The sequence below is a fragment of the Streptomyces sp. BR123 genome, assembly GCF_013401435.1.
Classification (GTDB): Bacteria; Actinomycetota; Actinomycetes; order Streptomycetales; family Streptomycetaceae; genus Streptomyces.
Genome location: NZ_JACBGN010000013.1, coordinates 1 through 25,692, shown reverse-complemented (window position 1 = coordinate 25,692; position 25,692 = coordinate 1). Strand labels below are relative to the sequence as shown.

At 72.3% G+C, this 25,692-nt stretch carries 23 protein-coding genes and 1 tRNA gene; 14 read left to right on the top strand and 10 right to left on the bottom strand.

Annotated features, from left to right (window positions below; all coding sequences use genetic code 11):
• Window positions 1–32: 32 nt before the first annotated feature.
• The 3 genes from HYE82_RS03820 to HYE82_RS03810 all read right to left on the bottom strand — a co-directional run bounded on the left by HYE82_RS03820 (window position 33) and on the right by HYE82_RS03810 (window position 3,046).
• Window positions 33–884: a DUF4429 domain-containing protein gene (locus tag HYE82_RS03820; RefSeq protein WP_179172480.1), complete on the bottom strand. Its 852-nt coding sequence runs from the start codon at window positions 882–884 to the stop codon at window positions 33–35.
• Window positions 885–941: 57 nt separating this feature from the next.
• The gene (locus HYE82_RS03815; protein WP_179172510.1) at window positions 942–2,090 is read right to left on the bottom strand and encodes an alpha/beta hydrolase; all 1,149 of its coding nucleotides are present in this window, start codon (window positions 2,088–2,090) and stop codon (window positions 942–944) included.
• Between the two features lie 302 nt (window positions 2,091–2,392).
• The gene (locus tag HYE82_RS03810) at window positions 2,393–3,046 is read right to left on the bottom strand and encodes a TetR/AcrR family transcriptional regulator (RefSeq protein WP_179172479.1); all 654 of its coding nucleotides are present in this window, start codon (window positions 3,044–3,046) and stop codon (window positions 2,393–2,395) included.
• 210 nt (window positions 3,047–3,256) lie between these two features.
• On the opposite strand from HYE82_RS03810, the gene HYE82_RS03805 reads away from it, so the two are divergent.
• On the top strand, window positions 3,257–4,891 hold the full coding sequence (locus tag HYE82_RS03805; protein ID WP_179172478.1) for an MFS transporter: 1,635 nt from the start codon (window positions 3,257–3,259) through the stop codon (window positions 4,889–4,891).
• Between the two features lie 188 nt (window positions 4,892–5,079).
• Window positions 5,080–5,538 carry a peptidase inhibitor family I36 protein gene (locus HYE82_RS03800; protein WP_179172477.1) on the top strand — a complete coding sequence of 153 codons (459 nt, stop codon included), beginning with the start codon at window positions 5,080–5,082 and terminating at the stop codon, window positions 5,536–5,538.
• Window positions 5,539–5,540: 2 nt separating this feature from the next.
• Here the strand turns inward: HYE82_RS03800 and HYE82_RS03795 are convergent, their stop codons facing one another.
• Window positions 5,541–6,359: a potassium channel family protein gene (locus HYE82_RS03795; RefSeq protein WP_179172476.1), complete on the bottom strand. Its 819-nt coding sequence runs from the start codon at window positions 6,357–6,359 to the stop codon at window positions 5,541–5,543.
• Between the two features lie 202 nt (window positions 6,360–6,561).
• Window positions 6,562–9,294: a pyruvate dehydrogenase (acetyl-transferring), homodimeric type gene (gene aceE, locus HYE82_RS03790; protein WP_179172475.1), complete on the bottom strand. Its 2,733-nt coding sequence runs from the start codon at window positions 9,292–9,294 to the stop codon at window positions 6,562–6,564.
• A gap of 444 nt (window positions 9,295–9,738) precedes the next feature.
• Here aceE and HYE82_RS03785 point away from each other — a divergent pair, with 444 nt between their 5' ends.
• The 6 genes from HYE82_RS03785 (at window position 9,739) to HYE82_RS03760 (ending at window position 14,272) form a co-directional block, all read left to right on the top strand.
• On the top strand, window positions 9,739–10,167 hold the full coding sequence (locus tag HYE82_RS03785; RefSeq protein ID WP_309144187.1) for a DUF3052 domain-containing protein: 429 nt from the start codon (window positions 9,739–9,741) through the stop codon (window positions 10,165–10,167).
• Between the two features lie 154 nt (window positions 10,168–10,321).
• Window positions 10,322–10,780 (top strand): peroxiredoxin, encoded by a 459-nt coding sequence (locus HYE82_RS03780; RefSeq protein ID WP_179172473.1) that lies wholly within the window; start codon window positions 10,322–10,324, stop codon window positions 10,778–10,780.
• 167 nt (window positions 10,781–10,947) lie between these two features.
• Window positions 10,948–11,523: a TerD family protein gene (locus HYE82_RS03775; RefSeq protein WP_179172472.1), complete on the top strand. Its 576-nt coding sequence runs from the start codon at window positions 10,948–10,950 to the stop codon at window positions 11,521–11,523.
• Window positions 11,524–11,667: 144 nt separating this feature from the next.
• Window positions 11,668–12,243, top strand: coding sequence for a TerD family protein (locus HYE82_RS03770; protein WP_179172471.1), 576 nt, complete (start codon window positions 11,668–11,670; stop codon window positions 12,241–12,243).
• 25 nt (window positions 12,244–12,268) lie between these two features.
• Window positions 12,269–13,381, top strand: a complete 1,113-nt coding sequence (locus tag HYE82_RS03765) for a DUF475 domain-containing protein (RefSeq protein ID WP_179172470.1) — start codon at window positions 12,269–12,271, stop codon at window positions 13,379–13,381.
• Between the two features lie 153 nt (window positions 13,382–13,534).
• Window positions 13,535–14,272 (top strand): Tellurium resistance, encoded by a 738-nt coding sequence (locus HYE82_RS03760; protein ID WP_179172469.1) that lies wholly within the window; start codon window positions 13,535–13,537, stop codon window positions 14,270–14,272.
• 19 nt (window positions 14,273–14,291) lie between these two features.
• On the opposite strand, the gene HYE82_RS03755 is transcribed toward HYE82_RS03760, so the two are convergent.
• Complete coding sequence (locus HYE82_RS03755) at window positions 14,292–15,083, bottom strand: TerD family protein (protein ID WP_179172468.1); 792 nt, start codon at window positions 15,081–15,083, stop codon at window positions 14,292–14,294.
• 194 nt (window positions 15,084–15,277) lie between these two features.
• On the opposite strand from HYE82_RS03755, the gene HYE82_RS03750 reads away from it, so the two are divergent.
• From HYE82_RS03750 to HYE82_RS03735, 4 genes are all read left to right on the top strand, one after another.
• A complete protein-coding gene (locus HYE82_RS03750) occupies window positions 15,278–16,453 on the top strand; it encodes an HpcH/HpaI aldolase/citrate lyase family protein (protein ID WP_179172467.1) in 1,176 nt (391 codons plus the stop codon).
• 57 nt (window positions 16,454–16,510) lie between these two features.
• Complete coding sequence (locus HYE82_RS03745) at window positions 16,511–19,045, top strand: phosphoribosyltransferase (RefSeq protein WP_309144186.1); 2,535 nt, start codon at window positions 16,511–16,513, stop codon at window positions 19,043–19,045.
• Complete coding sequence (locus tag HYE82_RS03740; RefSeq protein WP_179172465.1) at window positions 19,042–19,860, top strand: HAD family hydrolase; 819 nt, start codon at window positions 19,042–19,044, stop codon at window positions 19,858–19,860. Before HYE82_RS03745 ends, HYE82_RS03740 begins: the two co-directional genes overlap by 4 nt.
• 64 nt (window positions 19,861–19,924) lie before the next feature.
• Complete coding sequence (locus tag HYE82_RS03735) at window positions 19,925–20,587, top strand: O-methyltransferase (RefSeq protein WP_179172464.1); 663 nt, start codon at window positions 19,925–19,927, stop codon at window positions 20,585–20,587.
• A gap of 55 nt (window positions 20,588–20,642) precedes the next feature.
• Here HYE82_RS03735 and HYE82_RS03730 read toward each other — a convergent pair whose 3' ends face one another.
• Window positions 20,643–20,846 carry a zinc ribbon domain-containing protein gene (locus tag HYE82_RS03730; RefSeq protein WP_179172463.1) on the bottom strand — a complete coding sequence of 68 codons (204 nt, stop codon included), beginning with the start codon at window positions 20,844–20,846 and terminating at the stop codon, window positions 20,643–20,645.
• 30 nt (window positions 20,847–20,876) lie between these two features.
• A complete protein-coding gene (locus HYE82_RS03725) occupies window positions 20,877–21,893 on the bottom strand; it encodes an aldo/keto reductase (RefSeq protein ID WP_179172462.1) in 1,017 nt (338 codons plus the stop codon).
• Window positions 21,894–21,971: 78 nt separating this feature from the next.
• Here HYE82_RS03725 and HYE82_RS03720 point away from each other — a divergent pair, with 78 nt between their 5' ends.
• The gene (locus tag HYE82_RS03720; protein WP_256986898.1) at window positions 21,972–23,135 is read left to right on the top strand and encodes a winged helix-turn-helix domain-containing protein; all 1,164 of its coding nucleotides are present in this window, start codon (window positions 21,972–21,974) and stop codon (window positions 23,133–23,135) included.
• 9 nt (window positions 23,136–23,144) lie between these two features.
• Here HYE82_RS03720 and HYE82_RS03715 read toward each other — a convergent pair whose 3' ends face one another.
• On the bottom strand, window positions 23,145–23,684 hold the full coding sequence (locus HYE82_RS03715) for a DUF4383 domain-containing protein (RefSeq protein ID WP_179172508.1): 540 nt from the start codon (window positions 23,682–23,684) through the stop codon (window positions 23,145–23,147).
• A 324-nt stretch (window positions 23,685–24,008) separates the two neighbouring features.
• Window positions 24,009–25,298 carry a hypothetical protein gene (locus tag HYE82_RS03710; protein ID WP_179172461.1) on the bottom strand — a complete coding sequence of 430 codons (1,290 nt, stop codon included), beginning with the start codon at window positions 25,296–25,298 and terminating at the stop codon, window positions 24,009–24,011.
• A gap of 64 nt (window positions 25,299–25,362) precedes the next feature.
• Here HYE82_RS03710 and HYE82_RS03705 point away from each other — a divergent pair.
• A tRNA-Val gene (locus HYE82_RS03705) sits at window positions 25,363–25,437 on the top strand.
• Window positions 25,438–25,692 lie beyond the last annotated feature (255 nt).

Here is a 25,692-nt window from a genome sequence, read left to right as displayed (position 1 = left end):
CGGCGACGGGCACGCGCGGCGACGGGCGGGCGCTACGCGTCGGAGAGGCCCGTGGTGAAACGATCCCGCAGGGCCGAGTACTCGGCGTCCGTCAGCAGGCCGGCGCTGTGCAGCTCGCTCAGGTGGTGCAGGCGCTCGTCCGCGCGCGGCGCCGGCACCGAGGCCACCGGGGTGCGCACCCGCAGGGCGGCGAGCACGGCCGCGGCGAACGGCAGCGACTCGTGCACGGCCCCGTACCCGGTGCCGAACACGGCCGTCGCGAGGTCGTGGTCCGGACGCGGGTCGGCCCCGGTGTCGTCGCGGCGTATGAGCCGCAGGTGACCGCCCGGCCCCTCCGGCGAACGCCACTCGATTCCGGCCAGCTCCGACAGCGGGTAACGCTGGTCGCCCGCCTTCCACTTGGTGCCGGTGGCGCCCGTACGCGACCACTGGAAGCCGACGGCCGAGCCGTCGAAGCCCACGCGCGCGTCGTACGCCTTCAGCTGCAGCGGCGGCTCCGCCACCGACACCAGGAAGCGCTCGGCCGGCTCGTCCGCCTCGGGGCACAGCCGCTCGCGCAGCCGGTCGGCGAACTCCCGCGCCTGCGCGGCCCGGTCGCCCGGCACCACCAGACGGTACGGGTCGCAGACCGCGCGCAGCTGTCCTGCGGCGGCCTCCATCAGCGGATCCGCTCCCGGTCTCGGAACGGCCTCCAGCACCACCGCGTCGCGTCGGCCCGTGGCGAGGTCCACCGCGGACAGTGCCTCGAACGGGATCCGCCGCGCCCCGAGGGCATTCCAGAGCCTTGGCGTTCGCATCCCCCGGGTGAAGCGGATGAGCACCGAGTCCGAGTCGAACTCCCAGGCGGCATGATTTCCGGCCAGTACGTCACCCATGCGGCACATGGTAAAGGGATACGCCCCTGTGCGTCCCCCTCGGAGCGGGGTCCGATTTCCGGGACTCTACGCGGGTCGGTGCGCGTCTGTCCCGGAAATTCCGCGGCGGCAGGCATCGTCCCCGGTCGCGCAGACAACGGAGTCGAAGCTGCCGGTTCCGATTTTGGCGAAGTTGTCCAGGGAACCCGTGCCTGGCTCGAAATAGCCGGTGTGCCGCTTGGCCCCTGCCGAGGACAGCAGCCGCGCGCCGAACTCCGGCGACACCGGGTCCGCCCCGTGTCCCAGACCGCCGACCTCCAGGTGCGGCACGTCCGCGATCCAGTCCCCGGAGTCCCGCGTGGCCCACACGCGGGCCGAGGTGTCCAGGTCGGCCACCGAGCCCGCGCGCATCCCCGGGCTGCCCGCCACGACGACGTCCGTCACGCGGTCCGGCAGCGAGTGCGCGGCGACCCCGCACACCACCGACCCGTAGCTGTGGCAGAACAGCGCCACGCTCGCGTCCCCCGGCAGGGACGCCGCGAGGGCCTCCAGCCGTACGGCGCCGTCCACGGCCATCCGCCCGGTGGCCGCGTCCATGCCGACGCCGGAGGGGGCGGTGTAGTCGGCCCAGGCGATGACCGCGGTCCGGCTGCCCGGAGCCGCGGCGCGCTCGGCCGCGTACAGCGACTGCGCCATGCCGACCGGGGCGGTCAGCCGGCGCGTCGTGCGCTCGAAGGTGAGGACGTCGGTGTCGACGCCGGGGACGATCACCGAGACCCGCCGGGCCTGGTCGAGGTCGCCGAAGACCTCGGCGACGCGGCCGCCGCCGGTGGGGTTGAAGGCGAGGATCTGCCGGCCGGGGCCCGCGAGGGAGGCGAAGCGGTGGGCGCGCCGTCCGGCCGTGTTGCGGTCGGCCGGGGTCAGGCTGACGTCGCGGCTGCGGGCCTGCTCGGCCTTCTCGGCCAGTCCGAGGGCGCGCAGGTTGGCGCGGTAGCGCAGGGCGGCGGGGGCTCCGTCGAGGTTGCCGACGACGAACGGGTGGGCGTCCGCGAGCCGGGCCTGCCGTCCGGGGTCGATGTCGGCGAAGAACCGGGCCACCGTGCGCACGGGGGCGTCGGCCGGCGGCACGGGCCGGCCGTCGATCCGGGCCGTGGACCAGGCGGCGAGCGCGGCGGCCCGCAGCGTGGTGCCGGCGTCGGGCCGGTGCACGGCGGTCCAGCCGGTGGTCGCCAGCATGATGAAGACGACCGCCAGCGCGAGCAGGGTGCGCAGGACGGCAGGGCGCGGATCGGCGCCGACGGCGGTGGGGTGGGCGAGGCCGGGCAGGTTCACTGGGACCAGCGTATGAGACCGGAACGGGCCCTGAGGCACAGGGTGATGGGGACCACGGGGTGAGCCCGGCCACGGTGACCGGGCTCACGGCGACGGGCTTCACGGCCACGGGGCTCACGGTGACGGGCTTCACGGCTGCGGGCCTCACGGTGACGGGGCTCACCCCCCGAACCGGTCCGCGGTGACCAGGCTCACGTGACCCGCCGTCAGCGCCAGTCCGAGGCGAGCGCCGGGCCGATCCGGTCGAGGTACGCCTCGGTCATGTCCCGCAGCGTGGCGACGCCGGCGTCCCCGCCCTGACCCCAGAGTCGTCCCGTGACGCGCATCACACCCGAGAAGGCGGCGACGACCACCCGGGGGCGGGGGTCGGCGTCCACGTCCAGGCCCTCGCGCTCCGCGATCAGCCGGGCCAGCTGCTCCTCCAGCTCGGTGCAGCGGCGCAGGTGGACGGCGAGCAGCGCCGGGGTCGACTCAATGAGCCGGTAGGTGCGCAGGTAGAGGTCGAGCGGGACCACCTCGGACAGGGCCTCGTCGAGGGTGTCCCACACGTCGCCCACGGCTGCGCGCAGCGCCGTGAGGGGGCCCTCCGCGGCCGGCCGGGCCCGCAGGGCGGCGAGGAGGTGCGATTCGGCCAGGTCCTGCGCGGCGAAGGCGACCTCCTCCTTGTTGGCGAAGTAGCGGAAGAAGGTGCGCTGGGAGACGTCCACGGCGTCGGTGATCTCGTCGACGGTGGTCTGCTCGTACCCCTGCGAGATGAAGAGGAGGAGGGCGGCGCGCAGCAGCGCGTCCCGGGTGCGCCGCTTCTTGCGTTCGCGCAGTCCGGGCGCCCGCGACGCTTGTGCCGGCCGCTCGTCGGTCATCACCGCGGGAGTCCTTTCGGGGCTGGTTCCGGTTTCGTGCCGGTTCCGGTTTCGGGCCGGCTCCGGTGCCGGGCGGGAGGTGGCCCAACGAGCCGGCCGCGTACGCGATCTGACGCTGAGCAAGCGGTCAGGGTACCTGTGACGGACCTGACAGCGACTGCCTCGTTGAGCCGTCTGTGAAGTGTCAGCCGCTGTCACTAGCCTGTTCGCATGACTCGTCAGATCGCCGTCGACGGCCCCGACGACGGGGCGCCCGTCGACGGCCGGACACCCGTCAAGGCGCCGGGCGGGGCGCCGGCCAGGCCGCGGCTGCGCGGCCATCCCTGGTTGACCCTCTTCGCCGTGGCCATCGGCGTCATGATGGTCACCCTGGACGGCACGATCGTCGCCGTCGCCAACCCCGAGATCCAGAAGGACCTCGGAGCCTCGCTCTCCGACGTCCAGTGGACCACCAACGGCTACCTGCTCGCGCTCGCCGTCTCCCTCATCACCGCCGGCAAGCTCGGCGACCGCTTCGGCCACCGCCAGACCTTCCTCCTCGGCATCGCCGGATTCGCCGGGGCGTCCGCAGCGATCGGCCTGTCCTCCAGCGTCGCGTTCCTCGTCGGCTTCCGCGTGGCCCAGGGCCTGTTCGGCGCCCTGCTGATGCCCGCCGCGCTCGGCCTGCTGCGCGCCGCCTTCCCCGCCGAGAGGCTGAACATGGCCATCGGCATCTGGGGCATGGTCATCGGCGCCTCGACCGCGGGCGGTCCCATCGTCGGCGGCCTGCTCGTGGAGCACGTCAGCTGGCAGTCCGTCTTCTTCGTCAACGTTCCCGTGGGCATCATCGCCCTGGCCTTCGGCCTGGTCATCCTGCTCGACCGCCGCACCGAGAACGCCCCGCGCTCCTTCGACCTCCCCGGCGTCGCGCTGCTGTCGACCGGGATGTTCTCCCTGGTCTGGGCGCTGATCAAGGCCTCCGCATGGGGCTGGGGCGACAGCCGGACCGTGCTGTTCCTCGGCGGGTCCGTGGTCTGCTTCGTGCTCTTCGCCGTCTGGGAGACCGCAGCCCGCGAGCCGCTGATCCCGCTGGGGATGTTCCGCTCGCTGCCGCTGTCCGCGGGCACCGTGCTCATGGTGCTGATGGCGTTCGCCTTCATGGGCGGCCTGTTCTTCGTCACCTTCTACCTGCAGAACGTGCGCGGCATGAGCCCCGTCGACAGCGGCCTGCACCTGCTGCCGCTGACCGGCATGATGATCGTCGGCTCGCCGCTGGCCGGCGCCGCCATCACCGCGGTCGGCCCGCGCATCCCGCTCGTCACCGGCATGGCCGCCACCGCCGCGGCCTGCTTCGGGCTGTCCCGGCTCACCCCGGGCACCGGCACCCTCGAGATGTCGCTGTGGTTCTGCCTGCTCGGCGTGGGCCTCGCCCCCGTCATGGTCGGCGCCACCGAGGTCATCGTCGGCAACGCCCCGCTGGAGCTGTCCGGGGTGGCCGGCGGGCTCCAGCAGGCCGCCATGCAGGTCGGCGGCAGCCTCGGCACCGCCGTCCTCGGTGCGGTCATGGCCCGTACGGTCGGTGACTCGTTCGGGGACAACTGGCGGGCCGCGGAGCTGCCGCCGCTCTCCCCGGAGCAGCAGGGCATGGCCGAGACGGCGGTCCAGGTCGGCCTCGCACCGGTCCCGCAGGGCGCGCCGCAGCCCGTCGCCGACGCGGTCACCACGGTGGCGCACGACACCTTCGTGTCCGGCATGAGCACCGCCTTCACCGTCGCCGGCGTGGTCGCGGTCCTCGCCGCGGTCGTGGCCTGCTTCACCAAGCGCGGTGGCAACGCGGCGGCGGGAGCGGGCGCGGCCCACGTCTGAGCGGCGGGCTCGGGGGCGTCAACCCGCTGTGCTCCACAGCCCCGCCGGGCGGTTCCGGCGGGCTGTCGCCTATCCGGGTGGACCCGCCCGTACCCCCTTCCGCCGGGCTGTCCGCGCAGGTCAGCGTGGGGGCCGAGCCGCTGCGGAACCGGTCCGCGGGCGGCACGTCCACAAGGAGTTGACCCGTCATGCGTACGAGTTCCCCCGCAGGAGTCACGCCCGCCCGCACCGCCTCCGCGCGGGCCCACGCGGCCCTGGCCGCGGCCGCCCTGGTGCTCGCGGCCCTCCTGCCCGGCGCGTCCGGCACCGCGCACGCCGCACCCGGCGGGCCCGCCCGACCCGCCGCGGGCCCGCCGCCGAGGCAGGCGGTGCCCTGCGCGACCGGGCAGCTTTGCCTCTGGGCACAGCCCGGCTTCAAGGGCAAGCGGCACACCCACGAGCTGAGCACCCTGGACGTCAACAGCTGCACCGCGCTGCCCGCCGGGACCAGCGCCCAGTCCCTCGTCAACCGCACCGGGCGGCCGGTGACCACCTACCAGTCGGCCGAGTGCGCCGAGACGGGCGAGTTCCAGACGTACCCCGGCGACGGGGTCCAGCTGCCGGAGTCGCCCTACCTGGTGCGCGCCTTCAAGGTATGGGAACGCTAGCGCTAGCGGATCCCGCCCGCCGGGGGCCCCGCGGCCACCGCGGCCGGCGGCCCCGCCTCGGGCGCCTGGGCAGGAACGCCGGCCTGCCCGCCCGGGGCGGTCCCGCCCAGCCGGGCGACCTCGGCGCGCAGGGCCCGTACCTCCGCGGTCAGCTCGGCGATGGCGGCGGTCTGTTCCCGCTCGGCCTGGTCGTCGAACTCGAAGCGGGCGATGAACCACGCCGCGATGTTCGCGGTGACCACACCGAGCAGGGCGATCCCGGACAGCATCAGCCCCACTGCGAGCACCCGGCCGAGCCCGGTGGTGGGGGAGTGGTCGCCGTACCCCACGGTGGTCATCGTGGTGAAGCTCCACCACACGGCATCACCCAGGTTCCGGATGTTGCCGTCGGGCGCGTCCCGCTCCACGCTCAGCACGGCGAGGGAGCCGAACATCATCAGCCCGACCACCGCACCCGCCACGTACGTGGTGAGCCGGATCTGGGGAGCCATCCGGGCGCGCCGGCCCACCAGCAGCAGGGTGGACACCAGCCGCAGCAGCCGCAGCGGCTGGATCATCGGCAGCAGTACGGCGATCAGGTCCAGCCAGTGGGCGCGGACGAAGGCCTTCTTGGAGGCGGACAGGCCCAGCCGCACCAGGTAGTCCAAGGCGAACGAAGCCCACACCCCCCACTCGGTGACGGTGCACGCACGGTGCACCCGGACGTCCGCGTCGGGGGCCACGATCGGTACGGCATAGGCGACGGCGAACGCCACGGCGAGGACGAGCAGCGGGGTCTGACTCCACTGCTCCCACCGCAGCTGGCGGGACGGTTCCTTCATACGGAGCATCGTAAGGAACGCGTAAAGCTCACAGGCCGGCGCAGCGGTGCGGCGGCCGTCGCACGGCGGCGGGCCGGGGCGCACACCCGCACCCCGGCCCGCCGGCCGTCACCTCAGGGCCACAAGGCCCACACAGCCCACAAGGCACAGAAGCCCACATGACCCCAGGATCCTCAGGCCCCCGACCCCCGCGGGGCCGCCGCTACGCGTCGCCGCCCGCCGCACCCGGGTCGGCCGCGGCCACGTCCAGCAGCCGGTAGCGGTCCACGGCCTGCTTCAGCGCGGACCGGTCGATCCGGCCCGCCTTGGCGAGCTCGGTCAGCACCGCCAGCACCACCGACTGGGCGTCGATGTGGAAGAACCGCCGCGCCGCACCGCGCGTGTCCGCGAAACCGAACCCGTCCGCACCCAGCGAGGTGTACGCGCCCGGCACCCACCGCGCGATCTGGTCCGGAACCGCCCGCATCCAGTCCGAGACCGCGACGAACGGCCCCTCGCCGGCCGACAGCTTCCGCGTCACGTACGGGACGCGCTGCTCCTCCTCCGGGTGGAGCAGGTTGTGCTCCTCCACCGCGACGGCCTCGCGGCGCAGCTCGTTCCAGGAGGTCGCCGACCACACGTCCGCCTTGACGTTCCACTCCTCGGCCAGGATCCGCTGCGCCTGGAGCGCCCAGGGGACGGCCACGCCCGAGGCCAGGATCTGCGCCGGGATGGAGCCGGACGCGCCCGTGGCCACCCGGTGGATGCCCTTGAGGATGCCGTCCACGTCGACGTCGGCCGGCTCGGCCGGGTGCTGGATCGGCTCGTTGTAGACGGTCAGGTAGTAGAAGACGTCCTCGGCCTCGGGGCCGTACATGCGCCGCAGGCCGTCCTTGACGATGTACGCGATCTCGTAGCCGTAGGCCGGGTCGTACGCGACGCAGCCCGGGTTCGTCGACGCCAGCAGCTGGGAGTGGCCGTCGGCGTGCTGCAGGCCCTCACCCGTCAGGGTGGTCCGGCCCGCGGTCGCACCGAGGACGAAACCGCGCGCCAGCTGGTCGGCCATCTGCCAGAACTGGTCGCCCGTGCGCTGGAAGCCGAACATCGAGTAGAAGACGTAGACCGGGATCAGCGGCTCGCCATGCGTCGCGTACGCCGATCCGGCGGCGATCAGCGAGGCCGTGCAGCCCGCCTCCGAGATGCCGTCGTGCAGCATCTGGCCGGTCGGGGACTCCTTGTACGCCAGCAGCAGGTCGCGGTCGACGGACTCGTACTGCTGCCCCAGCGGGTTGTAGATCTTGGCGCTCGGGAAGAACGAGTCCATGCCGAAGGTGCGGTACTCGTCCGGCGCGATCAGCACGAACCGCCGGCCGATCTCCTTGTCCCGCATCAGGTCCTTCAGCAGCCGGACGAACGCCATCGTGGTGGCGATCGACTGCTGGCCGGAGCCCTTCTTGACCGCCGCGTAGGCCGCGTCGCCCGGCAGCTGCAGCGGCTTGGCGCGCACCACACGGGTCGGCACGTAGCCGCCCAGGGCCTTGCGCCGGTCGTGCATGTACTGGATCTCGGGCGAGTTGCGGCCCGGGTGGTAGTACGGCGGGGCGCCGCTCTCCAGCTGCGCGTCCGTGATCGGGAGGTGCAGGCGGTCGCGGAAGCGCTTGAGGTCGTCGACCGTCAGCTTCTTCATCTGGTGCGTGGCGTTGCGGCCCTCGAAGTTCGGACCGAGCGTCCAACCCTTGATCGTCTTGGCCAGGATCACCGTCGGCTGGCCCTTGTGGGCGCGGGCCGCCGCGTACGCCGCGTAGATCTTCTTGTGGTCGTGGCCGCCGCGCCCCAGGTGCAGGATCTGGTCGTCGGTCATGTCCGCGACCATCGCGCGCAGCCGCTGGTCGTCGCCGAAGAAGTGGTCCCGGATGTACGCGCCCGTCTCGGTGGCGTACGTCTGGAACTGGCCGTCGGGCGTCGAGTTCATCTTGTTGACGAGGATGCCGTCGCGGTCCTGCGCCAGCAGCGGGTCCCAGGAGCGGTCCCAGATCAACTTGATGACGTTCCAGCCGGCCCCGCGGAAGATCGACTCCAGCTCCTGGATGACCTTGCCGTTGCCGCGCACCGGGCCGTCGAGGCGCTGCAGGTTGCAGTTGACGACGAAGGTGAGGTTGTCCAGGCCCTCGCGGGCCGCCAGGGACAGCTGGCCCAGCGACTCCGGCTCGTCCATCTCGCCGTCGCCGAGGTACGCCCACACGTGTGAGTCGGAGGTGTCCGCGATCCCGCGCGCCTCCATGTACCGGTTCATCCGGGCCTGGTAGATGGCGCCGATGGGGCCCAGGCCCATCGAGACCGTCGGGAACTCCCAGAAGTCCGGCATCAGCCGCGGGTGCGGGTAGCTGGACAGGCCGTACGGGGCCTTCGACTTCTCCTGGCGGAAGGCGTCGAGCTGCTGCTCGGAGAGCCGGTCCAACAGGTAGGCGCGGGCGTAGACGCCGGGAGAGGCGTGGCCCTGGAAGAAGATCTGGTCGCCGCCGTCGCCCTCGTCCTTGCCCCGGAAGAAGTGGTTGAAGCCCACGTCGTAGAGGGAAGCCGAGGAGGCGAAGGTGGCGATGTGGCCGCCGACGCCGATGCCCGGGCGCTGGGCCCGGGAGACCATGACGGCCGCGTTCCACCGGGTGGCGTTGAGGATCCTGCGCTCGATCTCCTCGTTGCCCGGGAAGAACGGCTCGTCCTTGGTCGCGATCGTGTTGACGTAGTCCGAGCTGCGCATCTCGGGCACGGCCACGCGCCGCTCGCGCGCCCGCTCGATCAGGCGCAGCATCAGATAGCGGGCCCGCTCACGGCCGCGCTCGTCGACGGCGGCGTCGAGGGAGTCGAGCCACTCCCGCGTTTCCTCCGGATCGAAGTCCGGGACCTGGCTCGGCAGGCCGCCAATGATGATCGGGTTGCGATCGGATGCGGAAGCCACGCTGTTCCTTCGCTGTCAGGGGAGTCGTGCCTTGGGTTCGCCGCCTCCCATGGTCTTACGCTGGGTCGGAATCGTCATCTTTACCACTGGGTAATCCTTGGAGTCGGACGATTTGCGATGTCTCCTGCGATGTCTCCCGGACCGCTCCGGCCGGACCGCGTCCAGGCATCCGGACCGACCACCCGATCGCAAGGATGTTCGGTCCCTCAAACAGGTAAGAAGTTCCCAGGCAATGCCGAATCAGCTGCAATGGTGTGGGATGAATCACCACGGGGCCGTGCGGGAAGGCTGAAAGTTGCGGCGAGACGGCCGCAATCGTCACCGTTTCGGCGGTCCCGGCGGCCGGGTACTTGCGCGATCCGCCGCGCCCGTGTGGACTACGCCCAATGCTGCGCGTACGCGCGCGGCCGAAGACATTCACCGAACATGAGCAGGAGGCACCCCGTGAGCGCGACCGCGGACCACGCGGAGAGCCTGGCCGCCCGGCTGGGTTTCCAGTCCGAACAGGTGGTCCAGGAGATCGGCTACGACGACGACGTCGATCAGGAGTTCCGCAATGAGCTCGAGGAACTGATCGGCAACGACCTCGTCGACGAGGACTACGACGACGTGGCCGACGCGGTGCTGCTGTGGTTCCGCAACGAGGACGGCGACCTGACCGACGCCCTCGTCGACGCCACCGAGCTGGTCGAGGAAGCGGCGCTGATCCTGCTGCTGACCCCGAAGACGGGCCGCCCCGGCTACGTCGAGGCCAGCGACATCAGCGAGGCCGCCGAGACGGCCGGCCTGTCGCAGACGAGGCCCGTCAGCGTCGGCAAGGAGTGGGCCGCCAGCAAGCTGGTGACCCCCAAGGCCGCCAAGTCCAAGCGCTGAGCGACGCGCCGCAGCCGAGCGCCGCAGCCAAGCGGAGACGCACCCCGCCGACCCCGTCGGCGGGGTGCGTGCGTCTGCGGGTTCCGGCACCCTAGGCTGGCACTCTCACCCGAACAGCCGAACGCAGGGATGCGGGAACGAAGGGATGCGACAGATGGCCATCGAGATCGGCAGCAAGGCACCGGACTTCGAGCTCAAGGACAACCACGGCGCCACCGTCCGGCTCTCCGACTTCCGCGGTGAGAAGGCCGTGGTGCTGCTGTTCTACCCGTTCGCCTTCACCGGTGTCTGCACCGGCGAGCTGTGCGAGCTGCGCGACCGGCTGCCCCGCTTCCAGAACGACGAGGTCCAGCTCCTCGCCGTCTCGAACGACTCCGTGCCGACCCTGCGCGTCTTCGCCGACAACGAGGGCTTCGACTACCCGCTGCTCTCCGACTTCTGGCCGCACGGGGAGACCTCCCGCGCGTACGGCGTCTTCGACGAGGAGAAGGGCTGCGCGGTCCGCGGCACCTTCATCATCGACAAGGACGGCATCGTGCGCTGGAGCGTCGTCAACGGGCTGCCCGACGCGCGTGACCTGAACGAGTACATCAAGGCGCTCGACAGCCTGTGACCCCGCATCCCGTTCCGCCGGGCGCTTCCGCGGGCAAATACCGCGTGGCGGCGGGAACCCGTCACTAGGATCAGCACGTTGATCCGGTAGCTCCCCCAGCCCCCGCTGGGAGGGCCCCCATCGCACGACAGGGGCACCGCCCCGCACATTAATTCATTGGAGGACCCGTGGGAGTCAGCCTCAGCAAGGGCGGCAACGTCTCGCTGACCAAGAGCGCGCCGAACCTGACCGCAGTGCTCGTCGGTCTGGGCTGGGATGCTCGCACCACCACCGGTGTCGACTTCGACCTCGACGCCAGCGCGATCCTGACCAACGACCAGGGCAAGGTCACCAGTGACGCGAACTTCGTGTTCTTCAACAACATGAAGAGCCCGGACGGCTCGGTCGAGCACACCGGTGACAACCGCACCGGCGAGGGCGAGGGTGACGACGAGGCGATCAAGGTCAACCTGGCCTCCGTCCCGGCCGACGTTGCCAAGATCGTGTTCCCGGTCTCGATCTACGAGGCCGACAGCCGCCAGCAGAGCTTCGGCCAGGTGCGCAACGCGTACATCCGCGTCGTGAACCAGGCGGACAACACGGAGCTCGCCCGCTACGACCTCTCCGAGGACGCCTCGACCGAGACCGCCATGGTCTTCGGCGAGCTCTACCGCAACGGCGCCGAGTGGAAGTTCCGCGCCATCGGCCAGGGTTACGCCTCCGGCCTGGCCGGCATCGCGCGGGACTTCGGCGTCAACGTCTGATCCCGTCCGCTGTTCACCCGTCCGGCGCCGTGCACACATTCCGTGTACGGCGCCGGACGCGCTTGCACCACCGCGTCACCGCACCGCAGGCCCGGCCACCCGCGGACGGGCCCGACCACCACGTCGTCCGGGGAGGACTTCAACATGGGCGTCACACTCGCCAAGGGGGGCAACGTCTCCCTCTCCAAGGCCGCACCGAACCTCACCCGGATCCTGGTCGGCCTGGGCTGGGACGCGCGTTCGACGACAGGGGCCGACTTCGACCTCGACGCCAGCGCGCTGATGTGCCGCGACGGCCGGGTCCTGGGGGACCGGTACTTCGTGTTCTACAACAACCTCAAGAGCCCCGAGGGCTCCGTCGAACACACGGGTGACAACCTCACCGGCGAGGGTGACGGCGACGACGAGTCGATCATCATCGACCTGACCAAGGTGCCGGCCGAGGTCGACAAGATCGTCTTTCCGGTCTCCATCCACGAGGCGGACGCCCGCCGGCAGGCGTTCGGGCAGGTGACCAACGCTTTCATCCGGGTCGTGAACGAGTCGGACGGCCGGGAGCTGGCCCGCTACGACCTCACGGAGGACGCCTCGACCGAAACCGCAATGATCTTCGGTGAGGTCTACCGGTACGGCGGCGAATGGAAGTTCCGGGCGGTGGGTCAGGGGTACGCGTCGGGCCTGAGGGGCATCGCTCTAGACTTCGGGGTCAACGTTTCGTAAAGCCATACGAGAACATGGGGTGCCAGTGGTTCTGAAAACCTTCGGCTGGTCGTTCGCCATCACGGCGCTCGGCCTTGCCTTCGCCGCTTGGCAGTGGGGGTGGGAGGCGTTCGGGATCGTGCTGATCCTGTCGATCCTCGAAATCTCGCTGTCCTTCGACAACGCGGTCGTCAACGCCGGCGTCCTGAAGAAGATGAATGCCTTCTGGCAGAAGATCTTCCTCACGATCGGCATCCTGATCGCGGTCTTCGGTATGCGGCTGGTGTTCCCCGTGGCCATCGTCGCGATCAGCGCCAAGGTGGGTCCGATCGAGGCCATCGAGCTGGCCCTGGAGCACCCCGAGCGTTACGAGGCGCTGGTCACCGACGCCCACCCGGCGATCGCGGCCTTCGGCGGCATGTTCCTGCTGATGATCTTCCTCGACTTCGTCTTCGAGGAGCGCGAGCACAAGTGGCTCGCCTGGCTGGAGCGGCCGCTGGCCAAGCTCGGCAAGGTCGACATGCTCTCGGTGTGCATCGCCCTGATCGCCCTGCTGGTCACCGCGATGACCTTCGCGACGAACGCCCACATCAGCACGGGCCACGCGGACAAGTCCGCCACCGTCCTGCTGGCCGGCGTCGCCGGTCTGATCACCTACCTGATCGTCGGCGGCCTCTCCTCCTACTTCGAGGACAAGCTGGAGGAGGAAGAGGAGCGCGAGCACGAGGAGGAGGAGAAGGCCAAGGCCGAGGGCAAGCAGGTCTCCGCCGTCGGCCTGGCCGGCAAGGCCGCGTTCTTCCTCTTCCTCTACCTGGAGGTGCTCGACGCCTCCTTCTCCTTCGACGGCGTCATCGGCGCCTTCGCCATCACCAACCACATCTTCTGGATGGCGCTCGGCCTCGGCATCGGAGCCATGTACGTCCGGTCGCTCACGGTCTACCTGGTCCGCCAGGGAACCCTGGACGACTACGTCTACCTGGAGCACGGCGCGCACTACGCGATCGGCGCCCTCGCCTTCATCCTGCTCATCACCATCCAGCACGAGATCAGCGAGATCATCACCGGCCTCATCGGCGTGGTCCTGATCGCCGCCTCCTTCTGGTCCTCCGTGCACCGCAACAAGCGGCTGGAGCTGGAGGGCGCGTCTGCCGAGGCATGACCGCGGCGGTATTGCGGAACGCTCCATGCGGGGCGGCCTGCTGGGTCCACGGACCCGGGGGGCCGCCCCGTCCGCGTGGCCGCGCCCTCGCGGCGGCCCGCGCGGGAACCACAGGGGGATCTTGGGGATCCCGGCAGTCAGGGGGGACAGGGGATGGGATTCTTCGACGGCATCAGGGGCAGCCGTGCCCTGCAGTTCGACTCGGGCAACGCCTCTTCGGCGATCGAGCTCACCAAGCGCCAGCCGACGGTGTCGCTGACCAAGCAGGGGGCCGTCCACGGCAATCTGCGCGTCAACCTGTCCTGGCGGATGCGCAGCTCCGACATCGGCGGCCGCAGCGGCCGGAGCGGGCAGCTGCTGAGGCACCCGTTCAAGCTGTTCAAGCCGGACGTGGTGCAGGGGCACACCCAGGGCATGGTCAACGTCGACCTCGACGTCGGCTGCCTGTACGAGCTGGCCGACGGCACCCGGGGCGTCGTCCAGCCGCTGGGCAACCTGCTGGGCGACATCAACAGCCCGCCGTACGTGAAGCTCAGCGGCGACGACCGGTTCGGCGCGCCCTCCGGCGAGACGATCTTCGTCAACCTCGACCACGCGGACGAGATCAAGCGTCTGCTGGTCTTCGTCTACATCTACGACCAGACCCCGGCCTTCGACCGGACGCACGCCCTGGTCACCCTCTACCCGATCACCGGGCCGCGGATCGAGATCCCGCTGGAGGAGCGGCACCCGCAGGCCCGCTCCTGCGCGGTGGTCTCCCTGGAGCACGTCAAGGGCGAGCTGATCGTGCGCCGCGAGGTGAAGTTCGTGTACGGGTTCCAGGCCGAGCTGGACCGGCTGTACGGCTGGGGCCTGCAGTGGGGGCGGGGCTACAAGAGCACCAAGGCCTGACCGCCCCCACCCGGCGGCGTCAGCGGCGGATGAACTGCGGGCCCTGCACCGGCAGCCGGAACGACGGGTCGCCGCCCGGCGCCGGCACCGGCGCCGGGGACACCGGCTGCGGATACCCGTACGCCGGCTGTGCGGCCGGCGGGGCCTGCGTCCGCGGCGTGGGCGGGTGCGGAGGCGGCGTCGGCGGCTGCATCGCGGCCGTCTGCTCGGAGGTGGGCCCGGCCGCGCCCGCGCCCGCGGACGGGCCCTCGGCACCGTCGGCGGCGTTCTCGTCCACCGAGATGCCGTGGTCGGTCGCCAGCCCCACCAGCCCGTCGGAGTAGCCCTCGCCGAGCGCGCGGAACTTCCACGCGTCGCCCCGGCGGTACAGCTCCCCGCAGATCAGGGCGGTCTCGGCGCCGGTCTCGGGCCGTACGTCGAAGTAGGCCAGGGGCTCGGAGGCGCCGGCCGCGGTGGCGTCGTACAGCAGGATCCGCAGGTCCCGGACCCGCTCGAACGGTACGTCCTCGGCGGAGGCGACCACCAGGATCCGGTCCACGGCCGAGGGCGCCGTCCGCAGATCCGCCTGGACGGCGTCGGTGACGGACTCGCCGACCTGCTTCTTGCCGAGCCGCCAGACGGATCCGGAGGGGTGGCGGGGTTGGTTGTAGAAGACGAAGTCCTCGTCCGAGCGCACCCGTCCGTCCGGGCCCACCAGCAGCGCCGAGGCGTCCACGTCCGGTACCTCGGGACCGCCGGTCCAGCGCAGCACCGCCCGGACCGCCGCCGTGGTCACCGGGATGTTCGAGCCCTTCTGCATCGCGTGCGTCATGCCCGTCATCCTGCCCTCCCGGGGCGGCGCGGAACAACGCGGCCCCCCGCAGGGCCTTGCCCCGGCCGTCGACCGTGGGCATGGTGCATAAGGGTTACCTGAACTTCATGTGCTTGAGGAACTCTTGACCCAGATTCGTACGTACTATTACCGGCCATGCCAGTTGGGCCGCCGAGACGGTACGGGGGAAGCACATGCGTCACTTTGGGCACATATCGCCCGCGGTCCGGCACGATCTCTTCCACATGGAGCCGGCCGAGTTCACCGCCGCCTCGCCCGCACGCCTGCTCGCCGCCGCCCTCGGGGCCACCCTCTACAGCCCCGCCACCCGCCCCACCCTCGCCGACGACATCCGCAAGCAGGCCGCCCGCGGAGTCGTCTCCATGGTCCTCTGCCTGGAGGATTCCATCAGCGACGCGGACGTGCGCGACGCCGAGGAGAACCTCGTGCGCCAGTTCACCGCCCTCGACGAACAGGGCACGGCCGGTCCGGAGCTCCCCCTCCTCTTCATCCGCGTCCGCACCCCCGAGCAGATCCCCGACCTCGCGCGCCGCCTCGGCAGCACCGTCCGCAGACTGGCCGGATTCGTCCTACCCAAGTTCACCGCGAGCCGCGGCCCCGCCTTCCTCGACGCCGTCGCCGAGGCGGAGGCCCTCAGCGGGCTCCCGCGGCTCTACGCGATGCCCGTCCTGGAAACCCCCGACCTGCTCCACCTCGAAACCCGCGTCGAGGCCCTCGCCGGGATCTCCCGCACGGTCAACCGCTACCGCGAGCGCGTGCTCGCCCTGCGCCTCGGCGTCACCGACTTCTGCTCCGTGTACGGCCTGCGCCGCACCTCCGACATGACCGCCTACGACGTCCAGATCGTCGCCGGGGTCATCGCCGACGTGGTCAACGTGCTCAGCCGCGCCGACGGCACCGGCTTCACCGTCACCGGACCGGTCTGGGAGTACTTCCGCAGCCAGCAGCGCCTCTTCAAGCCGCAGCTGCGGCGCAGCCCCTTCCTGGAGGAGGGCGTCGAAGAACTGCGCACCGCCCTGATCGAGCACGACCTGGACGGGCTGCTGCGCGAGATCGAACTCGACCGGGCGAACGGACTCCTCGGCAAGACCTGCATCCACCCGGTCCACGTCACACCCGTGCACGCGCTGTCGGTGGTCTCCCACGAGGAGTTCAGCGACGCCCAGGACATCCTCCGCCCCGAGCGCACCGGCGGCGGCGTCATGCGCTCCGCCTACACGAACAAGATGAACGAGGTGAAGCCCCACCGGGCCTGGGCGGAGCGCACCATGCTGCGCGCCGAGGCGTTCGGAGTGGCGAGGGAGCAGGTCGGCTTCGTCGACCTGCTCACGGCAGGGCTCCAGGCATGAGCGGGCCCCGGGGCGGCAGGCATGGCCGGCATGGCTGATGTGAATGATGTGTCTGGTGTGACGACGGAGAAGGGCAAGACGATCGACGCGGTGTGGTCGGGAACCTGGGTCGCGAAGCGGCTGGGCGTACGCCTGGAGGGAGCCGACGGCTCCCGCGGGCCGGGGCTGGAGGAACTCCTCGGCCTCGCCCTGCGGCGCAACCCCAAGCGGGCCCACCTGCTGGTCTCGCAGGTGCTCGGCAAGCACGTCCCGCAGTCCCCGCGCGCCGTCCACGCCGCCGGATACGGGCTCGGCCGGCGGGTCCGGGCCCTGCTCGACGCCGCCGGGGAGGACCCGGCCGCCGCGGTGGTCCTCGGCTACGCGGAGACCGCGACCGGCCTCGGCCACTGCGTGGCCGACGGTCTGGAGGCCGCCCCCTACCTGCACTCCACGCGCCGCCCGGTGCCGGGCGTGGCGGTCGTCGGCGGCTTCGAGGAGAGCCACTCGCACGCCACCTCCCACCTGCTGCTGCCCGAGGACCCGAAGCTGCTGGCGGGCGGCGGCCCGCTGGTCCTCGTCGACGACGAGTTCTCCACCGGCAACACGGTCCTGAACACCATCCGCGACCTGCACGCCCGCCACCCGCGCACCCACTACGTGGTCGTCGCCCTCGTCGACATGCGCTCCCCGGCCGACCGCGAGCGGCTCAGCGCCTTCGCCGCCGAGATCGGCGCACGGGTCGACCTGCTCGCGCTGGCCTCGGGGACCGTGCACCTGCCCGAAGGGGTCCTCGCCAAGGGACAGGCCCTGGTCGAGCAACACGAACGCGAGACGCCCTCCGGCTCCGCCCCGGCTTCCGGCTCCGCCTCATCGCCCGTGCCCGCGCCCCGGCCCGCCCCGGTCCGGCGGGTGGAGTTGGCCTGGCCGGCCGGGGTGCCCGACGGCGGGCGCCACGGCTTCACCTCCGCGCACCGCGACCGCCTGGAGAAGGCCCTGCCCGCGCTGGCCGGGCAGCTCGCCGACGCGCTGGGCACCGCGCCCGGCCGTGTCCTCGTCCTCGGCAACGAGGAGCTGATGTACGCGCCGCTGCGCCTCGCGCTGGCGCTGGAGGAGTCCGGTGCGGCCCGCGAGGTCCGCTTCTCCACCACCACCCGCTCGCCCGTCCTCGCCGTCGACGACCCCGGCTACGCGATCCGCACCCGGCTCGTCTTCCCCGCCCACGACGCCCCCGCCGACGGACCGGGCGACCGGTACGCCTACAACGTCGCCGGGGCCGGCTTCGACAGCGTCGTCGCCGTGGTCGACGGCCACGGGGACACCGACACGCTGCACGCCCCCGACGGGCTCCTCGCCCGCCTCGCCCCGCACACCGGGCAGGTCCTGCTCGCCGTCGTCCCCTCGTACGTACCGCCCGCGCGGACCCCCCAGACCCTTCCCGACCGGCAGGAGCCGACCATGCCCGAGCCCCTGCGCGGCCCCGCCTTCTCCTCGTACGCTGCCGAGGACGTCGGCTGGCTTCTCCAGGACCTTTCCGGCGTGGCCCTGGAGGCCCCGACCGAGGAACGCGAGGAGGCCATCCAGGCGGGCGGCGCACACTACGCCGAATCGCTGCCCGTCGAGTACCAGCCGTCCGACCAGTACCAGGAGCTGTACCGGAGCGCGCTGAACGCCTCCGCCGCCCGGATCGCCCGCGCCGTCGGCACCGTCACCGAGACGGTCCTCGCCGAGCGCACCCCGTCCCCGGTCCTGGTCTCCCTGGCCCGCGCAGGCACCCCCGTCGGCGTGCTGATGCGCCGCTGGGCGAAGGCACGGCACGGCCTGGACCTGCCGCACTACGCCGTCTCCATCGTGCGGGGCCGGGGCATCGACACCAACGCGCTGCGCTGGCTCGCCGCGCACCACGACCCCGCCGACGTCGTCTTCGTCGACGGCTGGACCGGCAAGGGCGCCATCACGCGCGAGCTGTCCGCCGCCCTGCGCGCCCACCGCGACCAGGAGGGCGGCCCGGAGTTCAACCCGGACATCGTGGTCCTGGCCGACCCCGGCTCGTGCGTCGCCACGTACGGCACCCGCGAGGACTTCCTGATCCCCTCCGCCTGCCTCAACTCCACCGTCTCGGGCCTCATATCGCGGACGGTGCTCCGCCCCGACCTGGTCGGCCCCGCCGACTTCCACGGCGCCAAGTTCTACCGCGAGCTCGGCGGATCCGACGTCTCCGCCGACTTCGTCGACACCGTCGCCGCCCGCTTCGAGGAGGTCGCCGACGCCGTCGACGCCGAGGCCAAGGAGCTGCTCGCGGCCGACCGCACCCCGACCTGGGAGGGCTGGGCCGCGGTGGAGCGGATCAGCGAGGAGTACGGCATCCACGACGTCAACCTGGTCAAGCCCGGCGTCGGCGAGACCACCCGGGTGCTGCTGCGCCGGGTGCCGTGGAAGATCCTGGCGCGGCGCGGCGCCGGCCCCGACCTCGACCACGTACGGCTCCTCGCCGGGCAGCGCGGCGTCCCGGTGGAGGAGGTCGACGGGCTCCCCTACACCTGCGTGGGACTCATCCACCCCCGGTACACGCGCGGCGCGACCGGCGCCGACGGAAAGGCTGTGGCCTCCAAGTGACTGTCCTGGTAGCCAGCGATCTCGACCGTACGCTCATCTACTCGACGGCCGCCCTCGGCCTGACCATGCCCGACGCGGAGGCACCCCGGCTGCTGTGCGTGGAGGTCCACGAGAGCAAGCCGCTGTCCTACATGACGGAGACCGCGGCGGCCCTGCTGGCCGAACTGACCGCCGACCCCTCGGCGGTCTTCGTCCCGACCACGACCCGCACGCGCAAGCAGTACCAGCGCATCCGCTTCCCCGGCCGCCCGGCACGGTACGCGATCTGCGCCAACGGCGGGCAGCTGCTCGTGGACGGGGTGCCGGACCGGGACTGGCGCCGGCAGGTGGCCGCCCGGCTGGCCGAGGAGTGCGCCCCGCTGGAGGAGGTCCACCGGCATCTGCTGGCCGTCGCCGACCCGGAATGGCTGCGCAAGGCGCGGGTCGCGGAGGACCTGTTCGCCTACCTGGTCGTCGAACGCGACCGGGTCCCGCAGGAGTGGCTCAAGGCGCTGAGCGCCTGGGCCGAGGCCCGCGGCTGGACGGTCTCCCTCCAGGGCCGCAAGATCTACGCGGTCCCGCGGCCGCTGACGAAGAGCGCGGCGATGCGCGAAGTGGCCCGGCGCACGGGCGCCTCCACGACGCTCGCGGCCGGCGACTCCCTGCTCGACGCCGACCTGCTGCTCGCCGCGGACGCCGCCTGGAGGCCCGGGCACGGCGAACTGGCCGACGCGGGCTGGCACGCGCCGACGGTCACGGCCCTGGCGGAGAAGGGCGTCGCGGCGGGCGAGGAAATCGTCCGGGCATTCGGCCGGGCTGCGGGGCTGACGGGCTGACGGGCTGACGGGCTGTCGGACCGCCGGACCGCCGGACTGTCCGTGAGGCAGGCACACTTGCCGCATGACCACGGGCAACACGACGAAGATGACTGACGAGCTCTACCGGTACATGCTCGACCACAACCCCCCGCTGGACGAGATCCAGCGGGGGCTCGTGGAAACCACGTACGCCACGTTCCCCGATGTGGCGGGCATGCAGTCCGCGGAGGAGCAGGGCCCGCTGCTGGCCTTCCTGGTCCGGCTGACCGGCGCGCGCCGCATCGTCGAGATCGGCACCTTCACCGGCTTCTCCACCCTCTCCATGGCCCAGGCGATGCCAGCGGACGGCGTCCTGACCGCCTGCGACATCTCCGACGAGTGGACCGCGTACGGGCGCCGGGCCTGGGAGGAGGCCGGCGTCGCCGACCGCATCGACCTGCGCATCGCCCCGGCGCTGGACACGCTGCGCGCCCTGCCCGCCGAGCCGCACATCGACATGGCGTACGTGGACGCGGACAAGGAGAACCAGATCGCGTACTGGGAGGAGCTCGTGCCGCGGATGCGGCCGGGCGGGCTGATCGTCACCGACAACACGCTGTTCCACGGCACGGTCGTGGACGAGACGGCGACGAGCGGGTCCGCGGCCGGCGTCCGCGCCTACAACGACCACGTCGCGGCGGACCCGCGGATGGAGTCCGTGCTGCTGGCCATCTCGGACGGGCTCACCCTGTCGCGCAAGCGCTGACGCCGGCCCCGCCGCCCCGGCGCATCGGGAGTACGGCGCGGGCGTGCCCCGGTGGCTAGCAGCAACCCCCGCCACCGCAGCAGCCTCCGCCGGAAGGGGCGGGGGCGCTGCTGGTCCCGCCGACGGCGACGGCGGAGAGCAGCTTGACGGTGTCGGAGTGGCCGGCGGGGCAGTCGGCGGGCGCGGACGACTCGGCCATGGGACGGCTGACCTCAAAGGTGTCGTCACAGGTCCGGCAGCGGAATTCGTATCGAGGCATGCGCCAAGGCTACCGAGGAAGCCCCGCCGGCTACCCGGGAAGCCCGGCCCGGTCTCCGGTCCGCCCGTCCTCACCGTCCTGATCGTCCTGACCGGCAGGATCCAGGAGCCTCAGCTCCTCCTCGGACAGGCGCAGCGCACCCGCGGCGATGTTCTCGGCCAGGTGCTCCGGATTTCCGGTGCCCGGGATGGCCAGGACGTTGTCCCCGAGGTGCAGCGTCCACGCCAGCCGCAGCTGCGCCGGGCTCACCCCGCGGGCCTGCGCGACAGCGGAGACGGCGTCGGCCTGGCTGTCGGCGGCGGTCCCGTCTCCGTCATCGGGGGTTCCGGCGGGGGCGTCGGCGGGGCGCAGGCCGGCCTCGCGGCGCTGCCCGGCCAGCGCGTAGAAGGGGACGTACGCGACACCCTGCTCCCCGCAGAGCCGTATGAACGCGCGCTGCTCGGCCTGCTGCTCCGGGGTGAACCCGAGGCCGAACGCGTTCTGCACGCACACCACCGGGGCGATGGCCTGCGCTTCGGCGAGGTGATGGGGCCGGACGTTGGACAGGCCGAGGTGCCGGATGAGCCCGGCCTCGCGCAGTTCGGCGAGCGCGCCGAAGCGTTCGGCGATCGATCCGGTCCCCACGATGCGCAGGTTGACCACGTCGAGGTGGTCGCGGCCGAGTTCGCGCAGGTTCTGCTCGACCTGGCCGCGCAACTGCCCGGGGGTGGCGTGGTGCATCCAGGCGCCGGACGGGTCGCGACCCGGTCCGACCTTGGTGGCGATGACGAGACCGTCCGGGTAGGGCGCGAGCGCCCGGTTGATCAGCTCGTTGGCGGAGCGCAGGCGGGAGAAGTAGAAGGCGGCCGTGTCGATGTGGTTCACGCCGAGCTCGACCGCGCGGCGCAGTACGCGGATCGCGCGGTCGCGGTCGGCGGGGGCGGCGTCAGGGTCGAAGGCGGCGCCGTCCTGGGTGATCCGCATCGCGCCGAAGCCGATCCGGTTGACGCGGAGGTCGCCGAGGTTCCAGGTGCCCGATGCTGCTGCGGTGATCGTTTGTGGGGTCATGCCGGAATGATCAACGAGGGATAGGGTGGGCGGCCAATGATTCGGTTCCAGCTGAATCCGAGCCCCGGGGGGACCGCCATGGGCCGGCCGACGGTGCTGCCGTTCTCGGCGGACGATCTGGCGCACATGCGGTTCGCGGTCTCGCCGATGTGGCAGCTCATGGCCGCGTTCCGGCTCTTGGCCCGGTCCTCGGGCGGGGCGGGCGGCGTACGGCCGACGCCGGCGGCCGAGGGCACGACGGCGGGCCGGGTGCCGGCCGGGCGGGCCACGGCGGTGCGGGCCGCGGCGGTGCGGGCCACAGCCGGTCCGGCGGCCGCTGCCGGGCATCCCGTGCACGGCCCGTGGCTCGCACAGGTGCGGCCGCGGGTGGCGGCCGCCGGGCTGGACCGCGGCCTGCTCGCCGAGCTGGTCCCGGCCGCCTCCCGCTACGCCCCCGACTTCCTCACCCCGGCGCCGTCCGCCCCGGCCCCCGCACTGGACCGGGAACTCGCCGCGATCACGGCCACCCCGGCGGAGCGGGTACGCCGGGACCTCGAACACCTCGCGCACCACCACGGTCGGCCCGGCCCCCGGCTGCGGGCACTGCACGCGGATCCGCCCGCCCGGCTGGCCCGGGTCGCGGAGGAGGCCGAGGCCTTCTGGGAGCTGGCCCTGGCGCCCTACTGGGCACGGATACGGACCGTGCTCGACGCCGACGTGCTGCACCGGGCCCGGCAGGCCGCCGAGCACGGTGCCGCCCGCCTCCTCACCCACCTGGACCCGCAGGCCGACTGGGACGGCGTCGCCCTGCGGCTCGCGCACCCACCGTCCCGGCAGCGCGCGCTCAGCCGGGAGGCGGCGGGCCCGGGGCTGCTCCTCATCCCCTCGGCGTTCACACCATCCGGCCTCTCCACACGGGTGGCGCCGCCGGACCCGCCCCAGCTCGTCTACCCCGCCCGCGGCGTCGGCTCCCTGTGGGAGACGCGGCCGCGCACCGCCTCCGCGGCCCTCGCCGCCGTACTCGGACACTCCCGCAGCACGCTCCTGGCAGAGCTGGACAGCCCGGCCTCCACCACCGAGCTGGCCGGCCGCACGGGCCTCTCCCCGGCGCGGGTCTCCCAGTGTCTGACCGCGCTGCGCGACGCGGGCCTGGCCAGCGCCCACCGGGCGGGCCGCACCGTGCTGTACGCGCGCACTGCGGCCGCCGAAGCCCTGCTGGCCGCAGCCTCGCCGGGCGGCCGGCAGGGACCGGGGGCGGGGTAGGAGCAGGGGTCAACGGCCGGCGGCGGGGCTCGACCGGGCCCGGATCCCGGCCCGGTCCTCGCGGGCCGCCTGCTCGGGGTGACGGGCCCGCCAGTACGGGTTGTCGTGCGGCAGCGCGCTGCCCACCCGCCCGTACATCCCGAACCACATCAGCATCACGCCGACGACGAAGCTGAACAGCACGTTCTGGATCTCGAAGGCGAGGAAGTTCAGGCCCGTGTCCAGCAGGGCCAGGTTGACGAAACCGCTCGCGATGAAGGCCAGCCCCAGCACGATGTTGAGCGTCGACGCGAAGTTCCCGCCGACCACCATCCCGACGATGAGCAGCAGGCCGACACAGATCGACAGGACGCTCAGCGCGCCATTGGTGTTCAGGGAGAGGACCTGGTCGCCGCCGGTGTCGAAGAACCCGATCCGGTTCGTCAGCCCGAGGATCCCGAAGACGACGAGCAGGATCCCGGTCAGGCCGGCACCGACCCGGTACACCATGCTGAGCTTGTGGTCGACGGGCAGGTGCTCGTCGAGCTGCGCCTCGACGGGATGCATCATGCGGCGCACGCGGCGCCGAAGCCTGTGGGTCTCCTGCGGCACCTGCGGCCCGTAAGGCTCATGGGGCACGTAAGGCGCGTAATTGTCGTGGGCCTCGTGGCACCCGTAGACCGCATGCGGCGCATACCCCTCACGCGGCGCAGGCCCAGCCGCGGACGCACGCGCCGCACGGGAGGAACGAGCCGCGCGGGAAGTGCGGAAAACGCGGGAAGTGCGTGAAGCGTGGGCAGCCATACCGCCCTCCTCTGCTCCGACCCTGTCCCCCCAGCATCCGCCCGATGCCCAGCCCCGGACAACTCCGGCCGCAACCCGGTCCGGCCCGGCTCAGCCGGTGGCGCGCCCACCCCGTACGTCGGCCACCACCCGGCCCACCACCGCCCGGACCTCCTCCATCTCCTGGAGGAAGTGCCAGTAGTCGGGGTGGCGGCCCTCCAGCGAGGCCAGCGCCCGTTCCACCCGGGCCACCGACTCGTCCAACGGCCCCGCGTGCCGCGGATCCGGTACGCTGCGGCCCTCCATCGCCAGCCGCTGCGCGTCCCGGATCACGAACCGGGTCCGCTGCACCTCCTGCTGCGGATCCCGCGCCACCGCCTCCAGCCGGGTCAGCCGGTCCTGCGCGGCCGACACCGCCTCGCCCGTGGCGTCCAGGGCCGCCCGCACCGCTTCGATCAGCGCCGTCACATCCGCCCAGCGCTGCTCCTCCCGTGCCCCGGCCGCCTCCCGCAACTGCTCTTCCGCCCGCGAGACGTCCCGTACGGCCTGCTCCGGCACGTTCTGCAGGTCCTGCCAGCACGCCGCGCTGAACCGCCGGCGCAGCTCACTGAGCACCGGATCCACCCGGTCCGCCCGGTTGCGCAGCGCCTGAGCCCGGGTTTGCAGGCTCACCAACCGCCGGTCGATCTCCGCCGCCCGCTCCGGCAGCCGCGCCAGCTCGGCCCGTATCGCCTCGGCATCGCGCAGGATCCGGTCCGCACGCTGCAGGGTGTCCTGCACCCCGTGCCGGGCGACGCCCTGGTTCAGCAAGGTCAGCTCCGGGGCGAGCGCCGCCAGCCGCACCGCCAGGTCATCGGCCCGCATCCCCGACCCGCGCACCTCGTCCAGCGCCGTGCTCGCCGCCAGCAGCGCCGCCTTCGCCCGCTCCCGGGCCGGCGCCACCTGCGCGAGCTGCGTCTCCGCCCGGTCCAGCAGCGGCTGGATCCCCTGCGCGAACCGGTCCAGCTCCCCCTTGGCCCGTACCAGCTCCTCGCGCGCCCGCGTCAGCTGGTCCCGCGCCCGCGTCGCCACGGCACCGTCCAGCTCCGGCCGGTCCAGGTCGTGCGCGTCGACGGCCTCGATGTACACATGGCTGGCCTGGTCGATCCGCTGCCCCAGCGCGGCGAACGCCTCGCCCGCCTGCCGGGCCGCCGGCGAACCGTCTGCCGCCGCGATGGTCTCGATCGAGATCCGCAGATCCCGCTGAGCCGTGTCCAGCTCGTAGAACGCGGCGGCCGCGGCATCCTTGGCCGCCTGAGCATCCGCCCGCCGACTGTCGTCCCGCCCGCCGAACCACCGCCGGGATGCCGTCGTCACAATCCCTCTCCCGTACTGCGCCCGCCACCGCCGTGCCCGGTCCATTCTCCCCCACGGGAACGCATTTGCGTGGGGGGTGCGGCTGGCATGTAGGCTGTCCATTCACCGCGGGTGCGTAGCTCAGGGGTAGAGCGCTGCTCTTACAAAGCAGATGTCGGCGGTTCGAAACCGTCCGCGCCCACCAGGGAAAAGGCCCCCAACCGATCATGGTTGGGGGCCTTTGACGGCTATGAGTGACGCCAGTGGCTTACTCGGCCGGCCGCCGGCACCGCCAGGGTGTGCCGCGCCACCCGCAGTCGAAGCGGGGCGGCAGCCGAGCGTGAACGGCAGGCTGCCCCGCACCACGCGGACCACCCGGACCGGACGGCGCGCGCCGCCCGGCAGATCAACGCATCCCGGCGGAGGGGTGTCGGCAGCTGGCGGGGGCGTGGGATGGTCG